Source organism: Aestuariimicrobium sp. Y1814, assembly GCF_050113895.1.
Taxonomy (GTDB): domain Bacteria; phylum Actinomycetota; class Actinomycetes; order Propionibacteriales; family Propionibacteriaceae; genus Aestuariimicrobium.
Genome location: NZ_JBNJRW010000016.1, coordinates 29,348 through 52,720, shown reverse-complemented (window position 1 = coordinate 52,720; position 23,373 = coordinate 29,348). Strand labels below are relative to the sequence as shown.

Genomic DNA, 23,373 nt, shown 5'->3' with positions numbered 1-23,373 from the left:
TGGGACTGCTGCACGTCTTGGTGACAGGTTGGGTTAGGCGGCTTGGTCGGCCGGTGTGGTCATGATGGTCTCGAACTCGATGGGGGTCAAACGTCCCAGGCGGGCTTGTCGTCGGCGGCGGTGGTAGGTCCGTTCGATCCAGGTCACGATCGCGATGCGGAGGTCGTGGCGGGTGTGCCAGCGGCGCCGGTCGAGGACGTTGTTCTGGAGCAGGGCGAAGAAGGATTCCATGGCGGCGTTGTCGCCGGCGGAGGCGACCTGGCCCATCGAGCCGGTCAGGTCGTGACGACGCAGGGCGGCCAAGTACTTCCTGGACCGGAATTGACTGCCCCGATCGCTGTGCACGATGCAGCCGGTCACTTTGCCGCGGCGGGCCACCGCCATGGCGAGGGCGTCGACCGCGATGCGGGACTTCATCCGGTCACTGATGGAGTAGCCGACGATCCGGTTGGCGTACACGTCCTTGACCGCGCACAGGTACAGCTTGCCCTGGCCGGTGCGGTGCTCGGTGATGTCGGTCAGCCACAGGACGTTCGGGCCGGACGCGGTGAAGTCGCGCCGTACGTGGTCGTCGTGGGCGGGCGGGCCTGGCTTCTTCCCGTTGGTGCTGCGCTTCTTGCCGAACACGCTCCACCACCGGTTGGCCGCACAGATCCGCCACACCCGCCGGTCGCAGCCGGTGTGGCCGGCGGCGCGGACTTCATCGGCCAGCAGCCGGTAGCCGAACTCCGGATCATCGTGGTGGGCGTCGAACAACGCGTTCGCCAGAAACGCCTCATCGAGTTCCCTGGCAGTGACCGGACGGGCGAGCCAGCGGTAGTAGGGCTGGCGGGCGAGCTTGAGGACCCGACACGTCACCGTGACGGGGATCCCGTCAGCAGCGAACTCCTTCACGAGCGGGTACATCATTTTCCCGGCAAGTTGGCCTGCGACAAATACGCCGCTGCCCGACGCAGGATCTCGTTCTCCTGCTCCAGCAGCCGGTTACGGCGCTTCAACTCCCGCAGCTCGGCCGACTCCGCGGTGGTCACACCGAGCCGGTGGCCGTCTGCGACATCAGCGCGCTGCAGCCAGTTCCGCAGACACGACTCACTGATCCCGAAGTCCTTCGCGATCTGGGCAATCGGAGCCTCGCCACGACGGGCCACCGCGACCACGTCGTCACGGAACTCCTTCGGATGGGGTCTAGGCATGGTCAACATCCTTCCAGCAGGACCTCACGGCCCCACAGATCGAATGTCACCTACTCGTGCAGCAGTCCCAGTCGTCATGGGAGGGGATCCAGTTCTGTTGAGGGGATGGGTGTTGTTTGGCGGGTGACGCACAGGGCGTGGGGCACTGGGCGTCGCTACGGATTGAACCGCGTTCACGGCCTCGCGCGCGGCGGAATCGGCGAAAAAATCCCGGGGTGTTGACCCGGCAGGAACTCGGCCGGCCCTAGCCTTGCCCGATGAAACTGTCACGACGTGCCGGCCTGGTCGAACCGTTCCATGCCATGTCATTCACCGCGCAGGCAGCCGGGTTGAGGGCCCAGGGGCACCCGGTGGTCGCGCTGAGCCTGGGGGAGCCTGACTTCGGCGCCCCGCCGGCGGTACGCGAGGCGATGCGTGAGGTGATGGACGGCCGTCCGTTGCCGTACACCCCGGCGATGGGCCTGCCCGAGCTCCGGGCGGCCATCGCCGGTTTCTACCGTGACCGCCACGGCGTCGAGGTCGACCCGCAGCGCATCATCGTCACCTCGGGGGCCTCGGCGGCGCTGCTGGTGGTCGCCGCGGCCACCACCGATCTGGGTGACGACGTCGTCATGGCCGACCCGTCCTACCCCTGCAACCGCCAGTTCATCACCAGCTTCGGCGGGCAGGTGGTGACTGTCCCGACCACGGCCGAGACCCGCTTCCAGCTGGACCGCGCCGGCCTCGAGGCCGCATGGACCGAGCGCACCAGCGCCGTCATGGTGGCCACCCCGTCCAACCCCACCGGCACCTCGATCCCGTACGACGAACTCACGGCCATCTGCGAACTGGCCCGTGACCGCGGTGCCTGGCGCATCGTCGACGAGATCTACCTGAACCTGGCCGACCCGACCGCTGACGGGACCCCGGCTCGCAGCGTCGTGGGCATCGACCCCGACGCGATCGTGATCAACAGCTTCTCCAAGTACTTCGGGATGACCGGCTGGCGACTGGGTTGGGCGGTGCTGCCCGAGGTGCTCGTCCCGGTGGTCGAACGGCTCGCCACGAACTACTTCCTGTGCGCGTCGGCGCCGGCGCAACGGGCGGCGTTGGCCGCCTTCACCCCCGAGTCGCTGGCCGTCTGCGAGCAGCGTCGCACCGAACTGGTGGCGCGCCGAGGGCTGGTGCTCGACGGCCTGGCCAGGGTTGGCCTGCCCGTCCCGGTCACCCCCGACGGCGCCTTCTACGTCTACATCGATGTCACCGGCACCGGGCTTGACGCCTGGGAGTTCTGCGAACGCGCGCTGCAGGAGGCCCACGTCGCACTCACCCCAGGACGGGATTTCGGCAGCCACACCGGGGCCGGGCACGTCCGGTTGTCCTATGCCGCCTCCCGCGCCGACCTGGCTGAGGGCATTGACCGTCTGAGGCGGTTCCTGGGCACGTTGTGAGAGGCGGGCCTCCGAGCAGTTCCGGCTCTGGCGTGCCGCTGATGACGGCGCGCATAATGAGGTCAGCAGCCTGGTCCGTCGGCCCCACCTTCCTTGCCCGCATGGCCCCCTGAATTGGACTGTCATCCCCGCCCGGCAGCCATGTCGGGCACTGTCGAGGGAGGTTGCCATGTGGTCGGAACCGTTGACCATCAACCAGGTCACACTGCCCAACCGGCTGGTCCGTTCGTCCATCGGTGGACGGATGGCCTACTACGACGGCACCGTCAACGGGGCCTGGTCGAACTTCGAGAAGCGTTTCGCCGAGGGTGGGGTGGGTGCCATCATCTCGGCCACCCTCACCATCGACGAGCGGCGCTGGTCGCCCCTGGAGTACCCGAAGATCAGCCACGACCGCTACATCGGGGCGCTGCGCCGTGGGGTCCGCAAGGTGCAGGCCATGGGCACGAAGTACCTGATCCAACTCGGTGACCCCGGCTACCACACGCAGACCAGCCTGTTCAGCCAGCGCACCGACGCCGCGTCGGCCTCGTCCGGTTTCGACCTGCTGTTCGGCTACCGCAACTGGCGCCACCCGCTGAGCACCGGGGAGATCGAACAGGTCGTCGCGAACTTCGCCCAGGCGGCGGTGCGGATGCGCGAGATCGGCTGTGACGGGGTCGAGGTGACCGCCTCGAAGGGTTACCTGATCCACCAGTTCCTCAACCCCGGCATCAACCGGCGCACCGACCGCTACGGCGGCTCCCATGGGGCGCGGTTCCAGTTGCTGGCCGAGATCGTGACCGCCATCCGCGAGGCGGTGGGCCCTGACTTCCTGTTCGGCGTGCGGCTCTCGGCCCGGGACTACAACCACGTGCCGCTCAACCTGCGGCTGCCACCCACTCTGCCGCTGCGCCACTGGTGGTTCGGCAACGGGATCGAGCAGACCATCGACTACGGCAAGCGGTTGCGTGAGCTGGGGGTCGACTTCCTGCACATCTCGAACGGGTTCGGGTTCATCAACCCCCGGGAGAACCCCGGTGACCTGCCGGTGGAGGAGGTGCGCATGTTCATGGATTCCACCGCCCACCTCACCGGGAAGGCGGCGGTGAGGGCCGCCGCGCTGCGGCTGCCCAAGGCGGTCGTGCGACCGCTGATGAACCTCGGCTGGGGCGACAAGGGCACCCTCAACCTGGACGATGCCCGCCGCTTCCGCCAGGAGGTCGGCCTGCCGGTGATCGCCAACGGCGGCTTCCAGCGCCGCCCCGACATCGAGCGGGCGCTCAGTTCAGGGGCCTGTGACGTGGTCTCGATGGCCCGGCCGCTGCTGGCCAACCCCGACCTGCCGAAGCTGTTCGAGCAGGGCGTCGAGGCCCCCGCGCGGCCCTGCACCTTCTGCAGCCGCTGCACGATCCGCACGACCACCTTCCCGCTGGGCTGCTACGACCGCAGCCGGTTCGATTCCGATGAACAGATGGAGGCCCAGATCATCAGCTGGTCGGCCACCCTCGACCCGATCACGGACGAACCCGTCACCAGTCCGGGGGCACACTCGTGAAGCTCCTGCTGACCTCGGGTGGCGTCACCAACCCCAGCATCGCCGCGGCGCTGACGGGCCTGTTGGGCAAGCCGGTCGACCAGTCGCGGGCATTGGTCGTCCCGACGGCGCAGTGGGGCCACCCGATGTGCGGGCCGGACTCGGTGCGTGGGCTGGTGGCTGCCGAGCCCGACTGGCGGCACTTCACGGGCCTCGGCTGGGCGTCGATGGGGGTGCTCGAGCTGACGGCGCTGCCCACGATCGGCCAGGAGCGGTGGTTGCCCTGGGTTCGTGAGAGTGACGTGCTGCTGGTTGACGGCGGGGAGGCGACCTACCTGTGCCACTGGATGCGTGCGTCGGGCCTGGCCGGGGTGCTGGACTCGCTGCCGGACCTGGTCTGGGTGGGGGTGAGCGCCGGCAGCATGGTGATGACCCCGCGGATCGGTGTCTACTTCGTCGAGTGGGACGGGGCGCCGGACGATGCGGGCCTGGGTGTGGTGGACTTCTCGATCTTCCCGCACCTGAACCTGTTTGCAACGAACACCTTGGCCCACGCGCAACGCTGGGCCGCCGACCTGGGTGGCCCCGGCTATGCCATCGACGAGCAGACCGCCATCACGGTGGTTGACGGCCGGGTCGAGGTGGTCTCCGAGGGGAGTGGCACAAGTTCGGGTGACCCCTCAGATGGCGGGCGCGATGCCCTTGGTCGACCTCATCGCGCCCGCCCGCGCCTTTCAGTCGACGTCAACAGGCTCCAGAGGTACTTGCGCCGCAACGACCGTGTTGGCGCCCACGAGCCCTTCGAGCTTCGTCTTGAGGAAGGCGCGACGCTTCTCGATGAAGTCCTTGTAGTCCACGAAGTCCAGGCTGGTGCCGGCTGGGATGAGTGGGTCGAGCGCGGTCTTGCCGAGCCGAGGCTCAAGCCAATCCTTCAACGGCTTGTCCTGCTTCGAAGTGTTCTCGCTCTCGGTGAGCAGCCAGAGGTTGCTCACGCCGTTCCAGTTCTCGCGGTCCTCGTAGAAGGCACGCAGTTCCGGATTTCCGATGAGGAACTCGCGCTCGTCCAAGCGGCCCTTGCCGAAGTCGGCAGCCGGGTGCAGATGGTCGGCGTGGAGTATCTGCTGAATGTCGACGTCAGGCTGAAGCAACGCCAAGATCGAGTAGCAGTTGGGATCGTCCTTTTGCGTGACCAGAAGCCTGTCGACGAAGACGTCGTCGAAGGTGAGGTCCCGCGCCGTTCCCCTGTAACCCGCCAGGATCTCGTCGAGCGGGAAGCCGTCAGCGTCATCAAGGTGGTCACGGATGACCCGACGCAGGCTGGTCAGCAGAGAGTCTGCCGCGCGACCGAAAACTGAGCGAAGTAGCGACATCAGTAGCCACTGCCTCATCTTGGTTCGCTCATCTCGATGGGCGATCGGCTTGTTGATCGTGGTGAATAGGCCACGAGCACCCGACCCCTGATCCCGCCCCTTGTGGAAAAGGTAGTAGGCGATCGGGAGTACTGGGTTCTTGGCGCGCAGGGATGCATCGTTGAGGCCGAACGATGCAATCATGCGGAATGACTCGACAAGTGAGTCTCTGATGTCGTCCCAGGCCTCGCGAATCTTCGCCACGTTGGACGCATCGAAGTTGCGTGCCTGGAACCTGACATCGGCGTCGGTGATCATCACGGCGGCCTTCATGACGAGGTCGCGGTCGATGGAGAAGCCGAACTCGGTGCGGACCAAGTTCACAAGCTCGTCGACGCGGTCACGGGCATCCTCCCAGTTCGCCGACATGATCGACATGAGGAGGTCGGAGAACCGCAGGGGAGTGCCACCCTCGTTCGTTCGGATGAAGATGTCGAGGACACGGCCGATGTCCTGGCTCTCCTCGACGAAGTAGTTCAGGATCGCCTCACGGCGGATCGCGAAGTAGAGGCGACTGAGCGTCTTGCGCGCGAATTGGTTACGCCCATGACCGAGTCTGTCGAGGTAGTCCATGACATGATCGACGATTTCGTCATCGGTCTCGACCGTCGGAAACTGGAGAATCTGACCGACCTCAAACCACAAGTTCTCCGAATCGGTCGGTTTCTTGGCCAGTCCGTCGGAGGTGAGGAACTGGAAGTCGTAGATCAACTGGTCGTCATTACGCTCGGGGTCCAACGGAGCTGCGAGGTTCAGATAGAGCGTGCGAGGCGGCAAGACAGCCGGGTCGTACGCCTTCGGCCACCAAGCACGGTGCTTCTTGACGCCGTACGTGCCCTTCAGCCCGATGTAGAGCGAGGTCAGACGTTGCTGCCCGTCGATCACGGCATAGAACTCGCCGTGACCCTTGGTGTCGAAGTCGAGGTTGTTCTCGGCGAAGCGCTCCACGTACTTGGTCAAGAACTCGTAGAAGCGGAAGCCATCTCGGATTTCGGCCGAGTCGACCTTCCAGAGCATCAGGCTGTTGACCGGGTAGTGCTGCATGACTGAGTCGAAGAGGCGGCACACCTGGCCCATGTCCCAGGTGAACTTACGCTGGATCGACGGCAGGAGGTATCGACGCTCGGCGATGTTCCGGATCGCTGACTCGACGGTGATCGCCTTCTCGTACCCGCCAGCCATGAACTGCCATCCTCTCAACCATCTGGTGCTGTTCCCGTAAGGATGTTATGGGTGGGCGCAGAGGGACTCGAACCCCCGACACCCTGCTTGTAAGGCAGGTGCTCTAACCAACTGAGCTATGCGCCCCGCAAGCAGACTGTAGCAAGCCGCGCCCGGCGTCCTCAGGACAGTTGCAGCGTGGTGATGCAGGTGGCGTCCTCGTCGCCCACGGTGCTGAAGTCGACCGCACCCGAGCGGCCGTCGGACAGGGTGACCTCGATCGTCCCGGTCACCCCGCGGGGCAGCCAGTAGCCGATGAACCCGTTGCCGGCGTAGGTGGTGGTCTGCTCGTTGACGAGCACGTCGCCCTCGGCGGTGGTGATCTTGACGGCCACCGGGGTTTCCTTGAGTTCACCGTTGCAGGTGGCCAAGGAGTGGAAGTGGCAGGGGTGGGTGTTGCTCACATAGGGCGCCACCGAGACGTAGAACTCGTCCTCGGGCAGGGGGACGACCGTCTCGCCCTGCTCGTCAGCCAGCAGCAGACCGGTCGGGCGCACCGAGGCCGCGAACGCCAGCGGACGCTGGTCCGTGCTCGCGTCGAGCTGGGCGACGATGTCCTTGCCGGACAAGCCGGCGAACCCCAGCCGCTCCAGCACCCCGTCGTCGGCGGGTGCAGTGGCTGCACCACCCCCGGAACCGGAGCAACCTGTGACCACCAGCAGGCAGGCCACGACCAGCAGTGAGAAGAATTTGCGCATGGTCACAGGCTAGGAGCCGACCCCCGGCCCGGAAGTGGTGGGGTGGGTGCAAGGGCCGCCCCGGGGTGGTGTAGCGCGTCCGGGCCCGGCAAATCGGGCGTCGACGGGTAGAGTGGGCCAACGTGGCACTTGTAGACCTTCCTGACAGCATCGCCGACCTCGACCAGAAGCTCAGCTCGATCGAGGCCGTGGCGAACCTTGACGCCAAGCGCGCCGAGATCGCCGAGCTGGGCGAGCAGGTGGCCGCCCCCGACCTGTGGGACGACACCGACAACGCCCAGCGCATCACCTCGCGGCTGAGCCAGCTGCAGAACGAGGTCGACCGGGTCTCCGAACTGCGCTCCCGGCTGGACGATGTCTCCGTGCTGGTCGAACTGGCCACCGAAGAGTCCGACGAGGAGTCCGCCCGGGAAGCAGCCAAGGAGGTCGCCTCCCTGGAATCCGACATTTCCGCCCTCGAGGTGCGCACCCTGCTGTCGGGTGAGTACGACCAGCGCGAGGCGATGGTGACCATCCGCGCCGAAGCCGGGGGAGTGGATGCCTCCGACTTCGCCCAGATGCTGCTGCGGATGTACACCCGCTGGGCCGAACGCCACCACCACAAGTTCCAGCTCTACGACGTGTCCTACGCCGAAGAGGCCGGCATCAAGTCGGCCACCTTCCAGGTCAACGCGCCCTACGCCTACGGCACGCTGTCGGTCGAGGCGGGCACCCACCGCCTCGTCCGCATTTCGCCCTTCGACAATCAGGGCCGTCGGCAGACCTCGTTCGCCGGGGTCGAGGTGCTGCCGGTCACCGAGGAGACCGACCACATCGACATCCCCGAGAGCGACATCCGCGTCGACGTGTTTCGCAGCTCGGGCCCCGGCGGCCAGTCGGTCAACACCACCGACTCCGCCGTGCGGCTGACCCACATCCCCACCGGTGTGGTGGTGAGCTGCCAGAACGAAAAGTCGCAGCTGCAGAACAAGGTCGCGGCCATGAAGGTGCTCCAGTCACGCCTGCTCGAGCGGGCACGGCAGGAGAAGGAGGCCGAGATGAGGGAGCTCAAGGGCGACGGCGGCAACTCCTGGGGTTCGCAGATGCGCTCCTACGTCCTGCACCCCTACCAGATGGTCAAGGACCTGCGCACCGACCACGAAGTGGGCAACCCCGACAGCGTCTTCGACGGTGACATCGACGGTTTCATCGACGCCGGCATCCGCTGGCGACGCACCTCGCAGGACGACTGACCTCCCTGCACAGGGCGGCCGGCCCCACCGGGGTCGGCTGACACGCACGCCGGAAGTTGCGCGGGGCTCGGGGCGGACTCGCCTAGACTGGCGAGGAGCCGGCTGAGGAAATCTCAGGAACTTCCCCCATTGTCCACCCCGGTGAGGATGCAGCGTGATCACGTTCGAGAACGTCACCAAGGTCTATGACGGTGGCACCAAACCAGCACTCAAGAACGTCAATGTCGACATCGACAAGGGCGAGTTCGTCTTCCTCGTCGGCCAGTCGGGCTCGGGCAAGTCGACCTTCATCCGGCTGATCCTGCGCGAGTACCGACCCACCAGCGGGACGATCTACGTCGCCGGGCAGGACCTGACCCGGCTGAGCAACTGGAAGGTGCCGGGCCTGCGCCGCCAGATCGGCACCGTCTTCCAGGACTTCCGGCTACTGCCGGGCAAGACGGTCCACGAGAACGTCGCCTTCGCGTTGCAGGTGATCGGCCGCAAGACCAGCGACATCAACAAGATCGTGCCCGAGACCCTCGAGACCGTGGGCCTGAGCGGCAAGGGTGACCGGCTGCCCGAGGAACTGTCCGGTGGTGAGCAGCAGCGGGTGGCCATCGCCCGCGCGTTCGTGAACCGGCCCAAGATCCTGATTGCGGACGAGCCCACCGGCAACCTCGACCCGGCCACCAGTGTCGGCATCATGAAGCTGCTCGACCGCATCAACAAGACCGGCACCACCGTGATCATGGCCACCCACGACTCGACCATCGTCGACCAGATGCGACGACGGGTCATCGAGCTCGAGCAGGGCCAGGTCATCCGCGACCAGCTGAAGGGCGTCTACGGGACCGCCTGAGCGGCCCCGCGGACGAGAGAGGTACACCATGCGACACACACTTCGCGAAACCTGGTCGGGATTGCGGCGCAACCTGACGATGACCCTGTCGGTCATCGTCACCATCTGGGTCTCACTGACCCTGTTCGGTGCCGGGCTGATGGCCGCCCAGCAGATCGACCTGGTCAAGGGCCGCTGGTACGACCGGATCGAGCTGTCGGTCTTCCTGTGCGTCAAGGACTCCTCGGGCGGAAACTGCCAGCCCGGCGCCGACACCACCGACGCCCAGCGTGCGCAGATCCTGGCCGCGCTGGAGGCCAACCCCGAGGTCGAGCGGGTCTACTACGTCTCCAAGCAGGAGGCCTACGAGGAGTACCGCGAGGTCTTCAAGGACTCCCCGCTGCTCGAGACCGTCACCGTCGACCAGATGCAGGACTCCTACAAGATCAAGCTGGTCAACCCAGAGAACTACCAGGGGGTGGTCTCCGAGGCGCTGGGCCTCGACGGTGTCCAGAACGTCGTCGACATGCACACCGTGCTCGACCCGATCTTCCGATGGCTCAATGCCGTCCAATGGGGTGCGATCGGCATGTCGGTGCTGCTGCTGGTGGCTGCCGCCCTGCAGATCGCGAACTCGATTCGGATCGCGGCATTCTCCCGGCGCCGGGAGCTCGGCATCATGCGGTTCGTCGGTGCCTCGAACCTCTACATCATGGCCCCGTTCCTGCTCGAAAGCCTTGTCACCGGGCTGGTCGGGGCACTGATGGCGTGCGCGACGCTGGCGCTCGGCTTCGAGCTGATCGTGCAGCGCAACGCTCAAGTCTCAATCCAGAGTTTGCAGTGGATTGACTGGTCCCACGCGGGAATTGCCATGGCAGCGGTTGCAGTCGTCGCAATTCTGCTGTCTATCATTCCCACGATTCTTGCAACCAGGAAGTACCTGAGGGTGTGAGCCTGAGAGGTACTGGATTGGGGTAACACTGTGAACCGGGACCTTCCCCCCGCTGACCCCAGCGGCCCGCGCAACAGCTTCAACCGCAGCAACCCGTTCGACGTCAAGCGCCTCGGCAAGCTGGCCCGCACCCTCGTGGTCGGCCTGACCGTGCTGATGCTGGGTCTTGCCCAGCCGCTGGCGCACGCCGACGAGCTCGATGACCGGAAGAAGGAAATCGAGGCGCAGCTGGCGCAGTCCAAGCAGGACCTCCACGACTACAACCAGGTGGCGGCCCGGGCCGCGGCGGCCCTCGAGGCTTCCCAGAACGAGCTGGCGGCCGCTGAGTCGGCGCTGAGGACTGCCGAGCAGGCCGAGACCGATGCTGCCGAGAAGGACAAGCAGGCGGCTGCCGCCCTGGTCATCGCCCAGCGTGAACTCGCCGCCGCCAAGGCTGCGGCCGCCAAGGCCAAGGACGAGGTCGACAAGTGGATGAAGACGGTCGGCGCGACCGTCATCCAGACCCAGCAGCAGCGCACCGACCTGCTCGGCCTGGCGGTGCTGACCACCGACACCAACATGGGCAGCCTGAACCAGCGCGTCCAGTGGTCGAAGACCCTGATGGATTCCACCCAGGCCAAGCTCGACCGCCTGCGCGCCCTGCAGTTCGCCGCCGATGCCGCTGAGCAGAAGGCCACCGACGCCGAGGCTGATGTCGCGGCCAAGCGCGCCGCCGCGCAGCGGGCCTACACCGAGGCCCAGCAGGCCCGCACCGCGAGCCAGCAGGCCCGTGATGCCCGTGCTGCTGCGGTCGTCACCAATGAGCAGGCCCGGGCCACGGCCGATGCGGCCGTCGAGGAGGAGAAGCAGAACCAGGCCCAGCTGGAGGCCGAGGGCAAGGACGTCGCCGAGCGCATTGCTGACCGGATCGCTGCGCAGAAGGCCGCCGAGGCCAAGGCCAAGGCTGAAGCCGCCGCGAAGACCAAGGCCGAGGCGGACGCAGCCGAGCGCCGTGCCGCCGCTGCCCGTGCCGAGGCCGCGAAGGCCACCGCAGCCAAGAAGGCCGCCGCTGATGCGAAGGCCAAGAAGGCCGAGGAGGAGGCTGCCGCCGCCAAGAAGAAGGTGGCGACCACCAGCGCCTCGAACAGCAACTCCAGCAGTTCGAAGAGTTCCAGCAGCAGCTCGTCGTCCAAGGGGTTCATCTACCCCTCGGGTGCGGTGATCACCTCGAGCTACGGCCAGCGTTTCCACCCGATCCTGCGGTACTGGAAGCTGCACGACGGCACCGACTTCGGCGCCTCCTGCGGCACCCCGATCAAGGCAGCTGCCGCCGGTGTGGTCGAGGAGCGCTACTACAACGCCGGCTACGGCAACCGCCTGATCATCGACCACGGCAGCGTCAACGGCCGCTACGTCACGACCTCGTACAACCACGCCACGCGCTACATCGTCAGCGTCGGCCAGCGGGTCAGCCAGGGCCAGACCATCGGGTACGTCGGTTCCACCGGCTACTCGACCGGCTGCCACCTGCACTTCATGGCCTGGGTCAACGGGTCCCTGGTGAACCCGATGACCCTGTACTGAGCACCCGGGTGCTGAGCACCCGGCGCCCAGCCCCCGAACGACAACCGCCCACCCCTGCGGGTGGGCCGTTGTCGTGCCGGGGGACAGGCCGGAAATCCACTGCTGCGCACGGCCCCAGCGTTGGTAGGGTTGAGCCGATCGACTGCGACGAAAGGGGTGCGTGATGCCGCGCGAGAAGGGCCGCAAGCTGATCGCACAGAACAAGAAGGCGTCACACGACTACCACCTGGGCGATCGATTCGAGGCGGGCATGGTGCTGACCGGCACCGAGGTGAAGTCGCTGCGCCAGGGCCGGGCCTCCCTGGCTGACGCGTTCGCGACCGTCGACGACGGCGAGGTCTGGCTGCGCAACGCGCACATCCCGGAGTACGCCTTCGGCACCTGGACGAACCACGCGACCCGGCGCACCCGCAAGCTGCTGCTCAACCGGCGCGAGATCGACAAGCTGGCCCGTGAGACCGAGAACTCCGGACGAACCATCGTCCCGCTGTCGATCTACTTCTCCGACGGCTACGCCAAGGTGGAAATCGCTGTCGGCACCGGCAAGAAGGCCTGGGACAAGCGCCAGGCCATCGCCGCCCGCGACATGGACCGTGACGCCCAGCGCGAACTGGCCGAGCGCCAGCGGCGACGCCGGGGCTGACCCCATGCTCGATGCGCAGCGGCTCGTCCGGTGGCTGGCAGCCCTGGCCCTCAGCCTGGTGGTGGTGGTCGGCGTGCCCAGCGGCCAGGCCATTGCGGCGGGCGACTCGGTGGACTCATGGCGGTTCGCGATCGAGGTCGATGACCAGGGGCTGGTGCACGTCACCGAGACGGTGACCTACCGGTTCGGGTCGAACTCCGGTCGCCACGGCATCATCCGCACCCTGGTCACCCGTGAACCCTGGGACGAGGACAACGACGCGGTATACACCATCAGCAACATCCAGGTCAGCTCGCAGGACGCCTCCGACGAGTTCCGCACCAGCGAGAGCAGCACCGGGCGCAACCGGCTGCTGAGCATCCGGATCGGCACGCAGGACGAGACCGTCAGTTCGCCGACGGCCACCTACACGATCTCGTACACCGTGGCCGGTGCCCTGCGCACCTTCGCCGGGTACGACGAGTTCTCCTGGGACCTGCTCTCCGGTGAGGCGCCGCCCACCAACCTGGTCACCGCTTCGGTGGAGGTGCCCGGTGGGGCGCAGCAGGTCGCCTGTTCCAGTTCACCGGCGGGGACGTCCGAGGACTGCACCAGCTCCACCATCGTGGCCGACCGCGCACTGTTCACCGAGCAGGACCGGGCCAGCGGTGATGTCACCACCGTGGCCGTGAAGATCACCAGCGGGCTGGTCACCGACCCGTCGCCGGACCTGCACCCCAAGGCAGTGACGTCCAGCGGTCGCGACCTGGAGGTCCCGGGCCCCGAAGCGGCGGTCATCCCGGTGGGGGCCACCCTGCTGGCCGGTGTGGCCGGGTGGGCGCTGCTGCGGCGCAAGGGCCGCGACCTGCGTTTCCAGGGGGTGCCCCCCGGCGTGGTGCCCCCGCCGGAGCGCAACACCCCGGTCAAGCTCAGCGACCCCATCGAGGTGCCGGTCGCCTTCTCGCCGCCCCCCATGCCGGTGGCCGAGGCCGGCCTGCTGGTCGACGGGCAGGTTGACGTCCGGGAAACCACCGCCACCCTGGTGGACCTCACGGTGCGTGGGGCGCTGGAGATGAAGCAGGGCCACAGCAATGGACTGCTGTTGCGGCTGATTGACGGCCACAAGGCCAAGGCACCCCACGAGCAGGTGCTGCTCGATGCCATCTTCACCGGTGCGCCGGCCAATGGCTGGGTGTCGCTGTCGTCGGCGGGGTCAATGGAACAGGCCCACAAGGCGCTGGTCGCCTCGGTCACCAACCAGGTCAGCTACCGGGGATGGTTCACCGACATGCCCCACACGAAACTGGCCTCGGGCATCGGGGGCCTGGGCGGTGTCCTGTTCTTCGGCGCCATCGCGGGGGGCAGCCTGTGGATCCTGTGGCCCCTGCTGGCCGCCGCCGGCGGGGTGGCGCTGGTGGCCTTCTTCGTGAGCATGCAGTTGGAGCGCGGCCAGCGCACCGGCCTCGGTCGTGCCCTGACCGACCAGGTGGAAGGCTTCGAGCTCTACCTCACCACCGCCGAGACGGGGCAACTGCGCTTCGAGGAGGGCGAGGACATCTTCTCGAAGTACCTGCCGTGGGCGATCATCTTCGAGGTCGCCGAACGCTGGGCCAAGGTCTGCCAGCCGTTGATCGAGTCCGGCCGGGTGCCGGCCCCCACCTGGACCGGGTCCGCGATGGGTGACTGGTACGTGCTGAATTCCATGCTCAGCTCGGTGGACCGGGCCGCCTCACCCCCACCGAGCGACAGCGGCTATTCCGGCACCGGGTCGGGTGGGGGCTCCAGCTTCGGCGGCGGGGGGATCTCGTCCGGTGGGGGCGGAGGAGGGGGCTCAGCCAGTTCCTGGTGAGCCCCCCGGGTGGTTGTTCCAGTTCTCAGCGGGTCCGCTCAGCGCACCGCGACCAGGTCACACACGAAGATCAGGGTTTCGCCGCCCTTGATGACGCCGCCGGCGCCACGGTCGCCGTAGGCCAGATGCGGCGGGATGACCAGCTGGCGTCGTCCGCCGACCTTCATGCCCTGCACGCCCTGGTCCCAGCCCTGGATGACGCGGCCTGCGCCCAGGGGGAACGACAGCGGCGCGCCGCGGTTGTAGCTGGCGTCGAACTCCTCACCGGTGGAGTAGGCGACACCGACGTAGTGCACGTCGACGGTGTGGCCGGCCTCGGCGACCGGGCCGTCGCCCTCGATGAGGTCGGTGATCTGCAGTTCGGTGGGCGCGGGGCCCTCGGGGAAGTCGATTTCGGGCTTCTCAGTCATGGTGACGAGCCTAGCCCCCCACACCGAAGTACCGGCCGCTTCCGGGATCGCTCAGGGTCGGTCCTGATGGTCCGCGACCGGGGGAGCGACGAGAATGGAACACATGAACGCGACCTCTTTCCGCTCCAACTCGTTCGAGCACCCGTCCTTGAACCTGCTCGTCACCGACACCCAGCGCGACCGCGCCATCGGCTACCTCCAGGAGGCCTACGCCGATGGGCGCCTCACCGGAACCGAATTCGACGAGCGTGTCGAGCAGGCGCTGAACGCCCGCAACCGCCGCGACCTGAATGCTGCCTTCGAGGGGCTGGTGCGGGTCTCGGGAACCCAGCAGGCCTTCGCCGCACACCCCGCCTACCTGCCGGTGGTCAACCAGAACGCCGACGGTGCCAGCGGACGACTCACCGCCGGGCTCGCGCACTGGTCCTCGATCCCGTTCCCGCTGGTGGGGCCCGGCGTGATCTACGCCGTGGCCGAGAAGGGCTCCTACGCCCGCAGCCAGGCCGCGAAGGCCTTCAACTTCCAGGTGTTCGCGCTGGCGGTGATGGTGGCGCTCGGCATCGTCTCGGCCATCTTCGACTTCGGCCTGTTCAACGGCCTGTGGACGATGGCGTGGTTCGTGCTCACGGTTGTCGGTGGCATCAAGGCCTTCTCGGGTGAGGACTGGACCAACCCGATCATGAACAAGGTCCCGGTGCGACTGCTGGACGAGTCGACCCGCCGCGGGATCGGCCGCTGAGGCCGGCTCGCGTCGTCCGACCCACCAACCAGGTCGCGTTCGGAGATTTCGGTTGGTGGGTTCGCCATGTCAGCGGGTAGACTTGCAAGACACCGTCGGCTCAGGCTGGCGGACAACTCAACAGGGGGTGACTGGTTTCGACTTGGGACGGTAGTCCCAGGGGAAGCGGGCCGAGAATCCAGAGTCAACTCGTAAATGTCCTCTGGAAACCTATAAGTGCCGATTCCAAGCGCACTGACTTCGCTCTCGCTGCCTGAGCAGTGATCGAAGGGTCAGCCCGGATGTAGCCTTCCGTCCGGATCCTGGCCTCATCCAGAAGGCTTGCTGATCAGCCTGCGTCGCAGGGGCTGATCGGGACTTTACTGTGACTGGGCCTGTCTGCACATGCCGATGTGAGTGCAGGGGCCGAGCAGAACGACACATCGGCTGCGCCCGGAGAAGCCCTGGTTCGCCTCTCGAGGACGCGGGTTCAATTCCCGCCACCTCCACCTCGGGGGGAAGTGTTGAACTCTACGTTCAGCACTTCCCCCGTTTCCTTCATCTCGTCCAGATCGGCGAGGGTGAACTCTGCGCCGTGGTCGAAGAACCACGACGCGATGGTCAGCGTCGTCGCGCCGACGAAGATCTTGTCGATGAAGTACTCGAACAGCAGTTCCCTGGTCTCGCGGGTGTCCATCGTCGCGTGGGCGAAGCGCTGGTAGAACGCCCCGATCGACGCCTCGTCCTCGAACAGCGTGGCCTTGATGTGCTCGGCCTGGATCGCGGCGTCCAGCTCCGTCTTCTGTCGCTCCAGCGCCGCCATCGCCTCGGCCGTGGTCTCGTTCATGATGCCCATGGCGATGGCCTTGACGAAGTTGCCCAGCTTGCCCTCAACATCGCGTCTACGGGCCTCCAGGGCCTCCAGGACGTCCCTACCGCGCTCGTGGGTCTCCCGGTAGTGGTGAGCCATGTCGACCGCCAGAGAGGCCAGCATCTCGGTGTCGTCGAGGAAGGACTCCACGAGCTCGACCACGCGCTGCTCGATGTCGTCCTTGCGCACCGCCTTGGCCGCACACTTTTTCTTCCGCTGGTTCAGGCAGTTGTAGTACCGGTACTTCCGGCCAGTCTTCGACGTGCCCGAGACACCTTCCATCGACGCGCCGCACCGTTCGCAGAACAGTCGGCCCGTCAGCCAGTAGTCAGGTGCCTCGTCGCCCAGAGAGGCCAGCTCGGCCTTCGTCTTCGCGCCGCGGCGCTTGTTCACCGCGAACATCTTCTGGACCTGCTCGAACATCTCGTCGTCGACGATCTGCGGCATCCCGCCCGGGACCACGTGCCCGGCGTAGGAGTACTCCCCGATGTAGGCCCGGTTCTTCAGCATCTTGTTCAGCGTCTTGGGGGAGAACGTGAACCCGTTGGTCGTGCGGACGCCGGCAGCGTTCACCTCGTCGCAGATGCGCTGCATCGACTTGCCGGCGGCATAGTCGGCGAACATCTGCTCGACCACCGGGGCGTTCTGCGGGTCCAGCTCGTAGCGCTTGTCAGCGCCGATGGCGAAGCCGAAGATCTTCCTGCCGTTGGCCAAGGCCTTCTCGGCGTTGAAGTGGACCCCGCGGCGGATGTTCGCCGAGAGCTGCCTGGAGTAGTACTCGGCAAAGGCATCGCTGAGCCCCTCGACCAAGATCGAGTCGGGGTCATCGGTGGGGGAGAAGCCTTCGATGTAGTGCAGCTTGGCGCCGGCCATGCGGATCGCGTTCTTGACCTTCAGCAGGTCCATCCGGTCGCGGCCCAGGCGGTCGTTCTTCCAGACCGCCACGTAGGAAGGACGGATGCTCGGCAGCTCGCGCAGCATCAGCTGGAACTCGGGTCGTTCAGTGTTGGTGCCGGTCTTGGCCGCGTCGGCATACTCCCGGACTACTTGGAGCCCCTGAGCCTTGGCCCAGCGGTGGACCAGCTCACGCTGCTGCTCGATGCTGGCCTCGTTCTGGGAGGCCGACGAGTAGCGGTAGTAGCCCACGACCAGATCGTTGTCGTTGAACTCCGGCTTGCCCCTCATGACGCGACGCCTTGCTCCGCGTACCGTCCCTCGCCCTTGAGTGCCGCGTACAGCGTCTGTCGGGCCACACCCAGGTCTCGGGCCACCTTCGCCTTCGGAACGCCCCCAGCGACCCGCTGACGGGCCTCTCGGACCTGTTCAGGGGTCAGCTTCGGCCCCCGGTCGTAGACGCCCTTGCGCTTGGCGATGGCGATGCCCTCGGCCTGCCGCTCGCGGATGACCCGACGCTCCATCTGGGCGATGCCCGCCAGCACCGTGATCATGAACTCCCCGTGCGCGGTCTCGGTACTCAGCTCGGGGTTGTCGACGAACTCCACCGCGACCCCCTTGTCGCGCAGCTGCTGCACCAGGGCCAGCAGGTCGGTCGTCGAGCGCGCCAGCCGGTCCGGCGACTTGACCCTCACTGTGTCGCCTTCGCGGACGTAGGCGAGCAAATCCGTCAGCTGCTCCCGGTCGGCCATGTTCTTGCCCGAGACCTTCTCCTCGAACAGCCGGTCGACCTCGCCGATGCCTTCGAGCTGCCGCGCTGGGTTCTGGTCGGCCGCGCTCACGCGCACGTACCCGACCACCTGGCCCTTGTGTCCGACCATGCCTGGACCGCCTCTCCACTCCTGTCCAACGATACACATCACCGATGCCGTTGGACGCAGGATGTGGCTTCGTTCGCTTGGTGGCGGGGTTTTTGCAGCGCTCCGTGGCGGTCTTGTTGCCGCGATCACGCAGGACTGGCTGCAGGTAGGTGTCGCGGTCTGAACCGAGAGGGGTGCGCCCGGTCGGGGCCGTTTGGATCGCTGCCGCTACGTCAGAGTCCGAAGGCTCCGCCGCTGACGAGGATCACGATGCCGAGGCCGATGAGAACGATGGGGAAGAGGATGTGCTCCCAGCGTTCGAGCACTTCGGCGATCGGGGGGCGGGTGGCGACGAACTTTGCCAGGGCCACCAGGACCGCGACGAGCGCGAGGAAGACGATGCAGTAGGCGACTACTGCGAGAGGTTCCACGCTGAGGAAGACAGGGGTGTAGACGCCGATGTTGTCGCCGCCGTTGGCAAGGGTGACGCCTGCGACTGTCCACACGCCGACCTTCTTGCCGGCAACCTTGGCCTCGTCGTCATCGTCGTCATCGTCTCCGCGCCAGGCCTGCCATGCGGCCCAGAGGCCGAGGCCCAGAGGGATGAGACCGAAGTACGGGATGGCTGCCGAGGGCAGGAATGCTCCGGCACCGATGGTCACCAGGACCGCGGCACCGAGGATGCCGGCGAATCCGAGGTACTGGCCGGCCAGAATGCGGGCGGTAGTGCCGCGCTGGCCTGCCCCTCGCGCGAAGAAGAGGGAGAGCACGATGATGTCGTCGATGTTGGTCGCTGCGAACAGGCCCATCGCCTGCAAGACCGAGGTGAGGATCATGCGCCCTCCCCAGCTGCGTCGCATCCGGGAAGCGAGCAGGCGGGATCGATGCACGGGGCGTCTTCGTCCACTGCCAGGGTGGCATCGACCAGTGCCGTCAGCGCCTGCGCCAGGTGCGAATCGGCGATCTCATATCGTGTCCGACGACCCTCGGGCTCGGAGACGACGATCCCGCAATCGCGCAGGCATGCCAGGTGGTTGGACACGTTCGGGCGTGTCAGGTCCAGATCTCGGGCCAGTTCCGCCGGGTAAGCGGGATGGTCGAGCAGGGTCAAGATGATCCGGGATCGAGTGGGGTCGGCCAGTGCACGACCCAGGCGGTTCATCACGTCGAGACGCGAAGCAATAGTCAGCATGGACTGAACTATACAGCGCGAACTGAACACTCGGTCACAGGCGTCAGCCCAGATCGCATGCCCGCAAGGGGATCCTTCACCGGGACAGCGGCCGACGGCAGGCCGGAGGAATAGGCGTCGCGATAGGGTGCACCCCGCGCAACAGAACCGTTGCGAAAGGTCTAACACCCCAACGCAACAGAGTGGGCCGCCATGCGCTGCCACGGGCCCGTGAACTTCGGTGTCACAGGTAGCGGCAGACATCCTCGGGGGAGCACGTGGCCGGGTCGCCGGCGGCGGCGTCCTCGCGCAGGTCGGCGATCGTGGTGCGTAGCTGCGCGAGCTCGGCGAGTTGCCGGTCGATCACATCAAGGCGGGTGTCGAGCAGGTCGGTGACGTGCCGGCAGGGGGCCTGCCCCCGGTCGCGGATGTCCAGCACCTGACCGATCTGGGCCAGGGTCAGCCCGGCCGCTTGCCCCCGGCGGATGAAGTCCAGCCGGTCGAGCACCTCGGCGCCGTAGTCCCGGTAGCCCGCCGGGGTGCGGTCCGCGGCGGGTAGCAGCCCGACCTCCTCGTAGTACCGCAGGGTCTTGCTCGTCGTGCCCGACGCCCGAGCCACCTCACCGATCCGCATGCCACTCATTCTCCCCCTTGACCTTCCAGTGCACTGGAAGGTCGATCCTGAGGGCGATGAAGGAGGAGTTCATGACGGCAACGGCTAACAGCAGGTCGTATGACCTGGCAATGATCGGGTCCGGTGGGGCGGCGTTCGCGGCCGCGATCCGCGCCACCAACCTCGGCAGACGGGTGGTGATGATCGAGCGTGGCACCGCCGGCGGTACCTGCGTGAACACCGGGTGCGTGCCCTCTAAGGCCTTGCTCGCGACCGCCGAGGCCCGCCACGTCACACTCGACGCCTCCCGGTTCCCCGGCCTGCCGCTCCCCGAAGTCCGGCCGGTCGACATGCCCGCCTTGATCGCCGGCAAGGATCGGCTCGTCGGGTCACTGCGTGGCGAGAAGTACCTGGACCTGGCCACCGAGTACGGATGGGATCTCCACCCCGGGGACGCCACGTTCGTCGGCACACCCAGCGAGCCGGCACTGCGCGTCACCGGCCCTGACGGCACGGTGGAGACGGTCCGGGCCGCGCACTACCTCATCGCCACCGGCTCCAGGCCCTGGGCGCCGCCGGTCCCCGGCCTGCAGGAGGCCGGTTACCTGACCTCGACCACCGCGATGGAACTGGACCACGTCCCGGAGTCGCTGCTGGTCATCGGCGGCGGCTACGTCGCGATGGAGCAGGCCCAGCTCTTCGCTCGGCTCGGCGTCCGGGTCACCATGCTGGTCCGCTCACGGCTGGCGTCCCAGGAAGAACCCGAGGCGTCCACCGCCCTGGATGAGATCTTCACGGACGAAGGCATCCAGATCATCCGCGGCGCGGTGCCCAGCGCGGTCCGCCGCGACCCGGCCACCGGCGAGGTCACGGTCACTGCCACCACCACTGACGGCTCACAGGAACTCCGGGCGGCCGAGGTACTCGTCGCCACCGGGCGCCGCCCGGTCACCGCCACGCTCGGTCTCGACACCGTCGACGTGCGCACCGGCGACCACGGCGAGGTGGTCGTCGACAGCCATCTGCGCAGCACCAACCCGCGCGTCTGGGCTGCCGGTGACGTCACCGCCCACCGTCAGTTCGTGTACGTCGCCGCGGCCCACGGCGCCCTCGTCGCCGACAACGCCCTCACCGGCGCCGGCCTCGAGGTCGACTACCGCCACCTGCCCCGGGTCGTGTTCACCAGCCCCGCCCTGGCCGCCGTCGGGATGACCGAACGGCAGGCCTCCGCTGCCGGGATCCGCTACGACAGCCGTGTCCTGTCACTCGCGCACGTCCCACGCGCGATCGTCAACCGCGACACCCGCGGGTTCATCAAGATGGTCACCGACGCCGACACCGGCCGCATCATCGGCATTACCGCCCTGGCCCAGGACGCCGGCGACCTCGCCGCCGCCGGGGTCTACATGCTCGAGGCCGGCATGACCACCAGCCAGGTCGCCAACCTCTGGAGCCCCTACCTGACCATGGCCGAAGGCCTCAAGCTCACCGCGCAGGCCTTCACCACCGACATCGCCAAGCTCTCCTGCTGCGCGGCGTGAACCTGCCCCGCACACAGGGACACCGATAGGGGACCGCCTCGCCCCGGGGCGCGAGACAAGAAAATGGGCGCCGATCAGCCCTACTTACTGGCACCCCTGCGTATCGGACCTGCAACCACCGGGGAGTTCAGTCGATGCAAGAACTCCCGTCCCAGGCCTATATCTGGACGTCTTCACGACCTCTACGTGCTCGACCCGACGAGGACAGCACTGGACGACGCGATGACCGCCTTGCGGCGCCGCCATGAGGCCGCGGTCCGTTTGGGCCGCGTCACCGCACCACCATGACCACGATCGTCACCACGTAAGCCGCGGCGACCAGACCGATCCCCAGCAGGGTGAGCACCACCCCGCGCCGGGCCGGCCGCTGGCCCTCGTCCGGCCCGGGGCCCTTGCCGTGCTTCGCGGTCATCGCGCGCTCCTAAGACGTTGCTCAAGCATGTGCGGCTCTCGCGAGCGGGCTTCCGTGCCGAGTGCTACCAGCTCAGGTCGTGACAGCCGTCGCTGCCGGCGCCCTCCACCTGCAAGGTGGCATGGGCGATACCGTAACGGTCGCGCAGCACCCGGCGCGCGCCGGCAAGCACGGCGCCGTGGTCCGCGCCCTGGTCAGCGACCAGGTGGGCCGTGGCCACGTTCATCCCCGACGTCAGGGTCCACAGGTGCAGGTCGTGGACCTCCTCCACCCCCTCGACCGCGTCCAGGTCACCGGCGACGTCCTCCGGGTCCACCCCTTCCGGGGCGTGCTGGCCCAGCACCGCGATCACCTGCCTGCCCAGAACCACTGCCCGGATGATGACGAAGACCGCGATGAGCGCCGCGACCACGACGTCCCAGATCGGCTGGCCGGTGAGGATGATCAGCACGCCGGCGACCATGACACCCACCGACCCGGCGGCGTCGGCGATCACCTCGTAGTAGGCGCCCTTGACGTTCAGGCTGTCCTTGGCCCCGCTGCGCAGCAGCAGCATGGAGATGATGTTGATCACCAGGCCGGCGAAGCCGACCGCGAGCATAGCGCCGGAGGCCACCTCCGGCGCGTCGCCCAGCCGGCTGATGGCCTCGACCACCACGTACACCCCGACCGCGAGCATCGCCAGCACCGCCAACGCCGAGGCGAACACCTCGGCCCGGTAGGAGCCATAGGTGCGTCGCCCTGTGGAGTCCGGCCGGCTCGCGATGCGCGTCGCCAGCAGCGCCGCACCCAGCACCACCACATCGGCAGCCATGTGCCCGGCATCCGACAGCAGCGCCAACGACCCCGACACCAGCCCCGCGACCAGCTCGATCAGGAAGAAGCCCGCCGTCAGGGCGAACGCCCCCGCCAGCCGCCGACGGTAGCGGCCACCGGCATGCCCGGTCGCCGGGGCATGGCTGTGTCCCGCCCCCATCAGCCCTGCCCCTCGTGGCGGGCGTGCTCACGGGAGACGTCCAGCAGCATCCGCACATGCCCGTCAGCGAGGCGGTAGTACACCATCCGCCCCTCCCGGCGGTTCTCGACCACCCCAGCGGTACGCAGCACCCGCAGCACCTGGGACACCGACGCCTCCGCGACATCGACCGACGCCGCCAGGTCACACACGCACAGCTCGCCGGCCTCCAGCAACGCATACAGCACCCGGGCACGGCGCGGGTCCCCCAGGAGCTTGAACAGCCCGGCCAACCTGCCGGCCTCGCGCTCGTCGGGGATCCTCTCCCGGGTCAGCGCCACCTTCTCCGGATGGACGGCGGTGACCTGACACGAATCCAACGGCGTCACACTCATGCCACGACCATACACCAATGCAGATGTG

22 protein-coding genes, 1 tRNA gene, 1 other RNA gene and 1 pseudogene are annotated in these 23,373 nt (G+C 67.3%); 12 read left to right on the top strand and 13 right to left on the bottom strand.

Annotation, left to right across the window (positions count from 1 at the left end; all coding sequences use genetic code 11):
• Nucleotides 1–33: 33 nt before the first annotated feature.
• Nucleotides 34–1,193, bottom strand: a protein-coding gene (locus ACQE3C_RS14370; RefSeq protein ID WP_434539690.1) for an IS3 family transposase whose coding sequence is annotated in 2 segments (ribosomal slippage) — nucleotides 34–912 and nucleotides 915–1,193 — 1,158 coding nt in all. Because the reading frame shifts where the segments join, the coding sequence is not laid out codon by codon here.
• 257 nt (nucleotides 1,194–1,450) lie between these two features.
• Here ACQE3C_RS14370 and ACQE3C_RS14365 point away from each other — a divergent pair.
• The 3 genes and pseudogenes from ACQE3C_RS14365 to ACQE3C_RS14355 all read left to right on the top strand — a co-directional run.
• On the top strand, nucleotides 1,451–2,623 hold the full coding sequence (locus ACQE3C_RS14365; RefSeq protein ID WP_434539821.1) for an aminotransferase class I/II-fold pyridoxal phosphate-dependent enzyme: 1,173 nt from the start codon (nucleotides 1,451–1,453) through the stop codon (nucleotides 2,621–2,623).
• A 169-nt stretch (nucleotides 2,624–2,792) separates the two neighbouring features.
• On the top strand, nucleotides 2,793–4,160 hold the full coding sequence (locus ACQE3C_RS14360; protein ID WP_434539820.1) for an NADH:flavin oxidoreductase: 1,368 nt from the start codon (nucleotides 2,793–2,795) through the stop codon (nucleotides 4,158–4,160).
• A pseudogene (locus ACQE3C_RS14355) lies at nucleotides 4,157–4,771 on the top strand (Type 1 glutamine amidotransferase-like domain-containing protein); the annotation flags it as partial. The gene ACQE3C_RS14360 and the pseudogene ACQE3C_RS14355, both read left to right, overlap by 4 nt.
• Before the next feature lie 102 nt (nucleotides 4,772–4,873).
• Here ACQE3C_RS14355 and ACQE3C_RS14350 read toward each other — a convergent pair.
• From ACQE3C_RS14350 to ACQE3C_RS14340, 3 genes are all read right to left on the bottom strand, one after another.
• Nucleotides 4,874–6,730: a DUF262 domain-containing protein gene (locus ACQE3C_RS14350; RefSeq protein WP_434539819.1), complete on the bottom strand. Its 1,857-nt coding sequence runs from the start codon at nucleotides 6,728–6,730 to the stop codon at nucleotides 4,874–4,876.
• 52 nt (nucleotides 6,731–6,782) lie between these two features.
• Nucleotides 6,783–6,856, bottom strand: a tRNA-Val gene (locus ACQE3C_RS14345).
• A 35-nt stretch (nucleotides 6,857–6,891) separates the two neighbouring features.
• Nucleotides 6,892–7,467 (bottom strand): CueP family metal-binding protein, encoded by a 576-nt coding sequence (locus ACQE3C_RS14340; protein ID WP_434539818.1) that lies wholly within the window; start codon nucleotides 7,465–7,467, stop codon nucleotides 6,892–6,894.
• Nucleotides 7,468–7,589: 122 nt separating this feature from the next.
• On the opposite strand from ACQE3C_RS14340, the gene prfB reads away from it, so the two are divergent.
• The 6 genes from prfB to ACQE3C_RS14310 all read left to right on the top strand — a co-directional run bounded on the left by prfB (nucleotide 7,590) and on the right by ACQE3C_RS14310 (nucleotide 14,505).
• Nucleotides 7,590–8,699: a peptide chain release factor 2 gene (gene prfB / locus ACQE3C_RS14335; protein ID WP_434539817.1), complete on the top strand. Its 1,110-nt coding sequence runs from the start codon at nucleotides 7,590–7,592 to the stop codon at nucleotides 8,697–8,699.
• A 154-nt stretch (nucleotides 8,700–8,853) separates the two neighbouring features.
• The gene (gene ftsE / locus ACQE3C_RS14330; RefSeq protein WP_434539816.1) at nucleotides 8,854–9,540 is read left to right on the top strand and encodes a cell division ATP-binding protein FtsE; all 687 of its coding nucleotides are present in this window, start codon (nucleotides 8,854–8,856) and stop codon (nucleotides 9,538–9,540) included.
• A 28-nt stretch (nucleotides 9,541–9,568) separates the two neighbouring features.
• Nucleotides 9,569–10,471: a permease-like cell division protein FtsX gene (ftsX, locus tag ACQE3C_RS14325; RefSeq protein WP_434539815.1), complete on the top strand. Its 903-nt coding sequence runs from the start codon at nucleotides 9,569–9,571 to the stop codon at nucleotides 10,469–10,471.
• 30 nt (nucleotides 10,472–10,501) lie between these two features.
• Entirely contained in the window at nucleotides 10,502–12,034 is a 1,533-nt protein-coding gene (locus ACQE3C_RS14320; RefSeq protein WP_434539814.1) for a M23 family metallopeptidase, read from the top strand.
• A 163-nt stretch (nucleotides 12,035–12,197) separates the two neighbouring features.
• Complete coding sequence (gene smpB / locus ACQE3C_RS14315; RefSeq protein WP_434539813.1) at nucleotides 12,198–12,677, top strand: SsrA-binding protein SmpB; 480 nt, start codon at nucleotides 12,198–12,200, stop codon at nucleotides 12,675–12,677.
• The gene (locus tag ACQE3C_RS14310) at nucleotides 12,628–14,505 is read left to right on the top strand and encodes a DUF2207 domain-containing protein (RefSeq protein ID WP_434539812.1); all 1,878 of its coding nucleotides are present in this window, start codon (nucleotides 12,628–12,630) and stop codon (nucleotides 14,503–14,505) included. Before smpB ends, ACQE3C_RS14310 begins: the two co-directional genes overlap by 50 nt.
• 38 nt (nucleotides 14,506–14,543) lie before the next feature.
• Here ACQE3C_RS14310 and ACQE3C_RS14305 read toward each other — a convergent pair whose 3' ends face one another.
• Nucleotides 14,544–14,915 (bottom strand): FKBP-type peptidyl-prolyl cis-trans isomerase, encoded by a 372-nt coding sequence (locus ACQE3C_RS14305; protein WP_434539811.1) that lies wholly within the window; start codon nucleotides 14,913–14,915, stop codon nucleotides 14,544–14,546.
• Between the two features lie 103 nt (nucleotides 14,916–15,018).
• Here ACQE3C_RS14305 and ACQE3C_RS14300 point away from each other — a divergent pair, with 103 nt between their 5' ends.
• A complete protein-coding gene (locus tag ACQE3C_RS14300; RefSeq protein ID WP_434539810.1) occupies nucleotides 15,019–15,654 on the top strand; it encodes a DUF1707 domain-containing protein in 636 nt (211 codons plus the stop codon).
• A gap of 123 nt (nucleotides 15,655–15,777) precedes the next feature.
• Nucleotides 15,778–16,145: a transfer-messenger RNA gene (gene ssrA / locus ACQE3C_RS14295) on the top strand.
• Here the strand turns inward: ssrA and ACQE3C_RS14290 are convergent.
• The 5 genes from ACQE3C_RS14290 to ACQE3C_RS14270 form a co-directional block, all read right to left on the bottom strand.
• Nucleotides 16,124–17,689 (bottom strand): recombinase family protein, encoded by a 1,566-nt coding sequence (locus ACQE3C_RS14290; RefSeq protein ID WP_434539809.1) that lies wholly within the window; start codon nucleotides 17,687–17,689, stop codon nucleotides 16,124–16,126. The two genes, ssrA and ACQE3C_RS14290, sit on opposite strands and share 22 nt — an antisense overlap.
• Entirely contained in the window at nucleotides 17,686–18,279 is a 594-nt protein-coding gene (locus ACQE3C_RS14285; RefSeq protein ID WP_434539808.1) for a recombinase family protein, read from the bottom strand. Before ACQE3C_RS14285 ends, ACQE3C_RS14290 begins: the two co-directional genes overlap by 4 nt.
• A gap of 212 nt (nucleotides 18,280–18,491) precedes the next feature.
• Nucleotides 18,492–19,094 carry a cadmium resistance transporter gene (locus ACQE3C_RS14280; protein WP_016997609.1) on the bottom strand — a complete coding sequence of 201 codons (603 nt, stop codon included), beginning with the start codon at nucleotides 19,092–19,094 and terminating at the stop codon, nucleotides 18,492–18,494.
• A complete protein-coding gene (cmtR, locus tag ACQE3C_RS14275) occupies nucleotides 19,091–19,450 on the bottom strand; it encodes a Cd(II)/Pb(II)-sensing metalloregulatory transcriptional regulator CmtR (RefSeq protein ID WP_006590980.1) in 360 nt (119 codons plus the stop codon). The genes ACQE3C_RS14280 and cmtR overlap by 4 nt, the downstream gene beginning before the upstream one ends.
• A 223-nt stretch (nucleotides 19,451–19,673) precedes the next feature.
• Nucleotides 19,674–20,063: a heavy metal-responsive transcriptional regulator gene (locus ACQE3C_RS14270; protein ID WP_036382791.1), complete on the bottom strand. Its 390-nt coding sequence runs from the start codon at nucleotides 20,061–20,063 to the stop codon at nucleotides 19,674–19,676.
• 71 nt (nucleotides 20,064–20,134) lie between these two features.
• Here ACQE3C_RS14270 and merA point away from each other — a divergent pair, with 71 nt between their 5' ends.
• On the top strand, nucleotides 20,135–21,583 hold the full coding sequence (merA, locus tag ACQE3C_RS14265) for a mercury(II) reductase (protein ID WP_434539807.1): 1,449 nt from the start codon (nucleotides 20,135–20,137) through the stop codon (nucleotides 21,581–21,583).
• Nucleotides 21,584–21,854: 271 nt separating this feature from the next.
• On the opposite strand, the gene ACQE3C_RS14260 is transcribed toward merA, so the two are convergent.
• The 3 genes from ACQE3C_RS14260 to ACQE3C_RS14250 all read right to left on the bottom strand — a co-directional run bounded on the left by ACQE3C_RS14260 (nucleotide 21,855) and on the right by ACQE3C_RS14250 (nucleotide 23,345).
• On the bottom strand, nucleotides 21,855–21,995 hold the full coding sequence (locus tag ACQE3C_RS14260; RefSeq protein ID WP_002854087.1) for a hypothetical protein: 141 nt from the start codon (nucleotides 21,993–21,995) through the stop codon (nucleotides 21,855–21,857).
• A gap of 64 nt (nucleotides 21,996–22,059) precedes the next feature.
• A complete protein-coding gene (locus tag ACQE3C_RS14255) occupies nucleotides 22,060–22,971 on the bottom strand; it encodes a cation diffusion facilitator family transporter (RefSeq protein ID WP_002854089.1) in 912 nt (303 codons plus the stop codon).
• Complete coding sequence (locus ACQE3C_RS14250) at nucleotides 22,971–23,345, bottom strand: ArsR/SmtB family transcription factor (RefSeq protein WP_036334148.1); 375 nt, start codon at nucleotides 23,343–23,345, stop codon at nucleotides 22,971–22,973. The genes ACQE3C_RS14255 and ACQE3C_RS14250 overlap by 1 nt, the downstream gene beginning before the upstream one ends.
• Nucleotides 23,346–23,373: the final 28 nt, after the last annotated feature.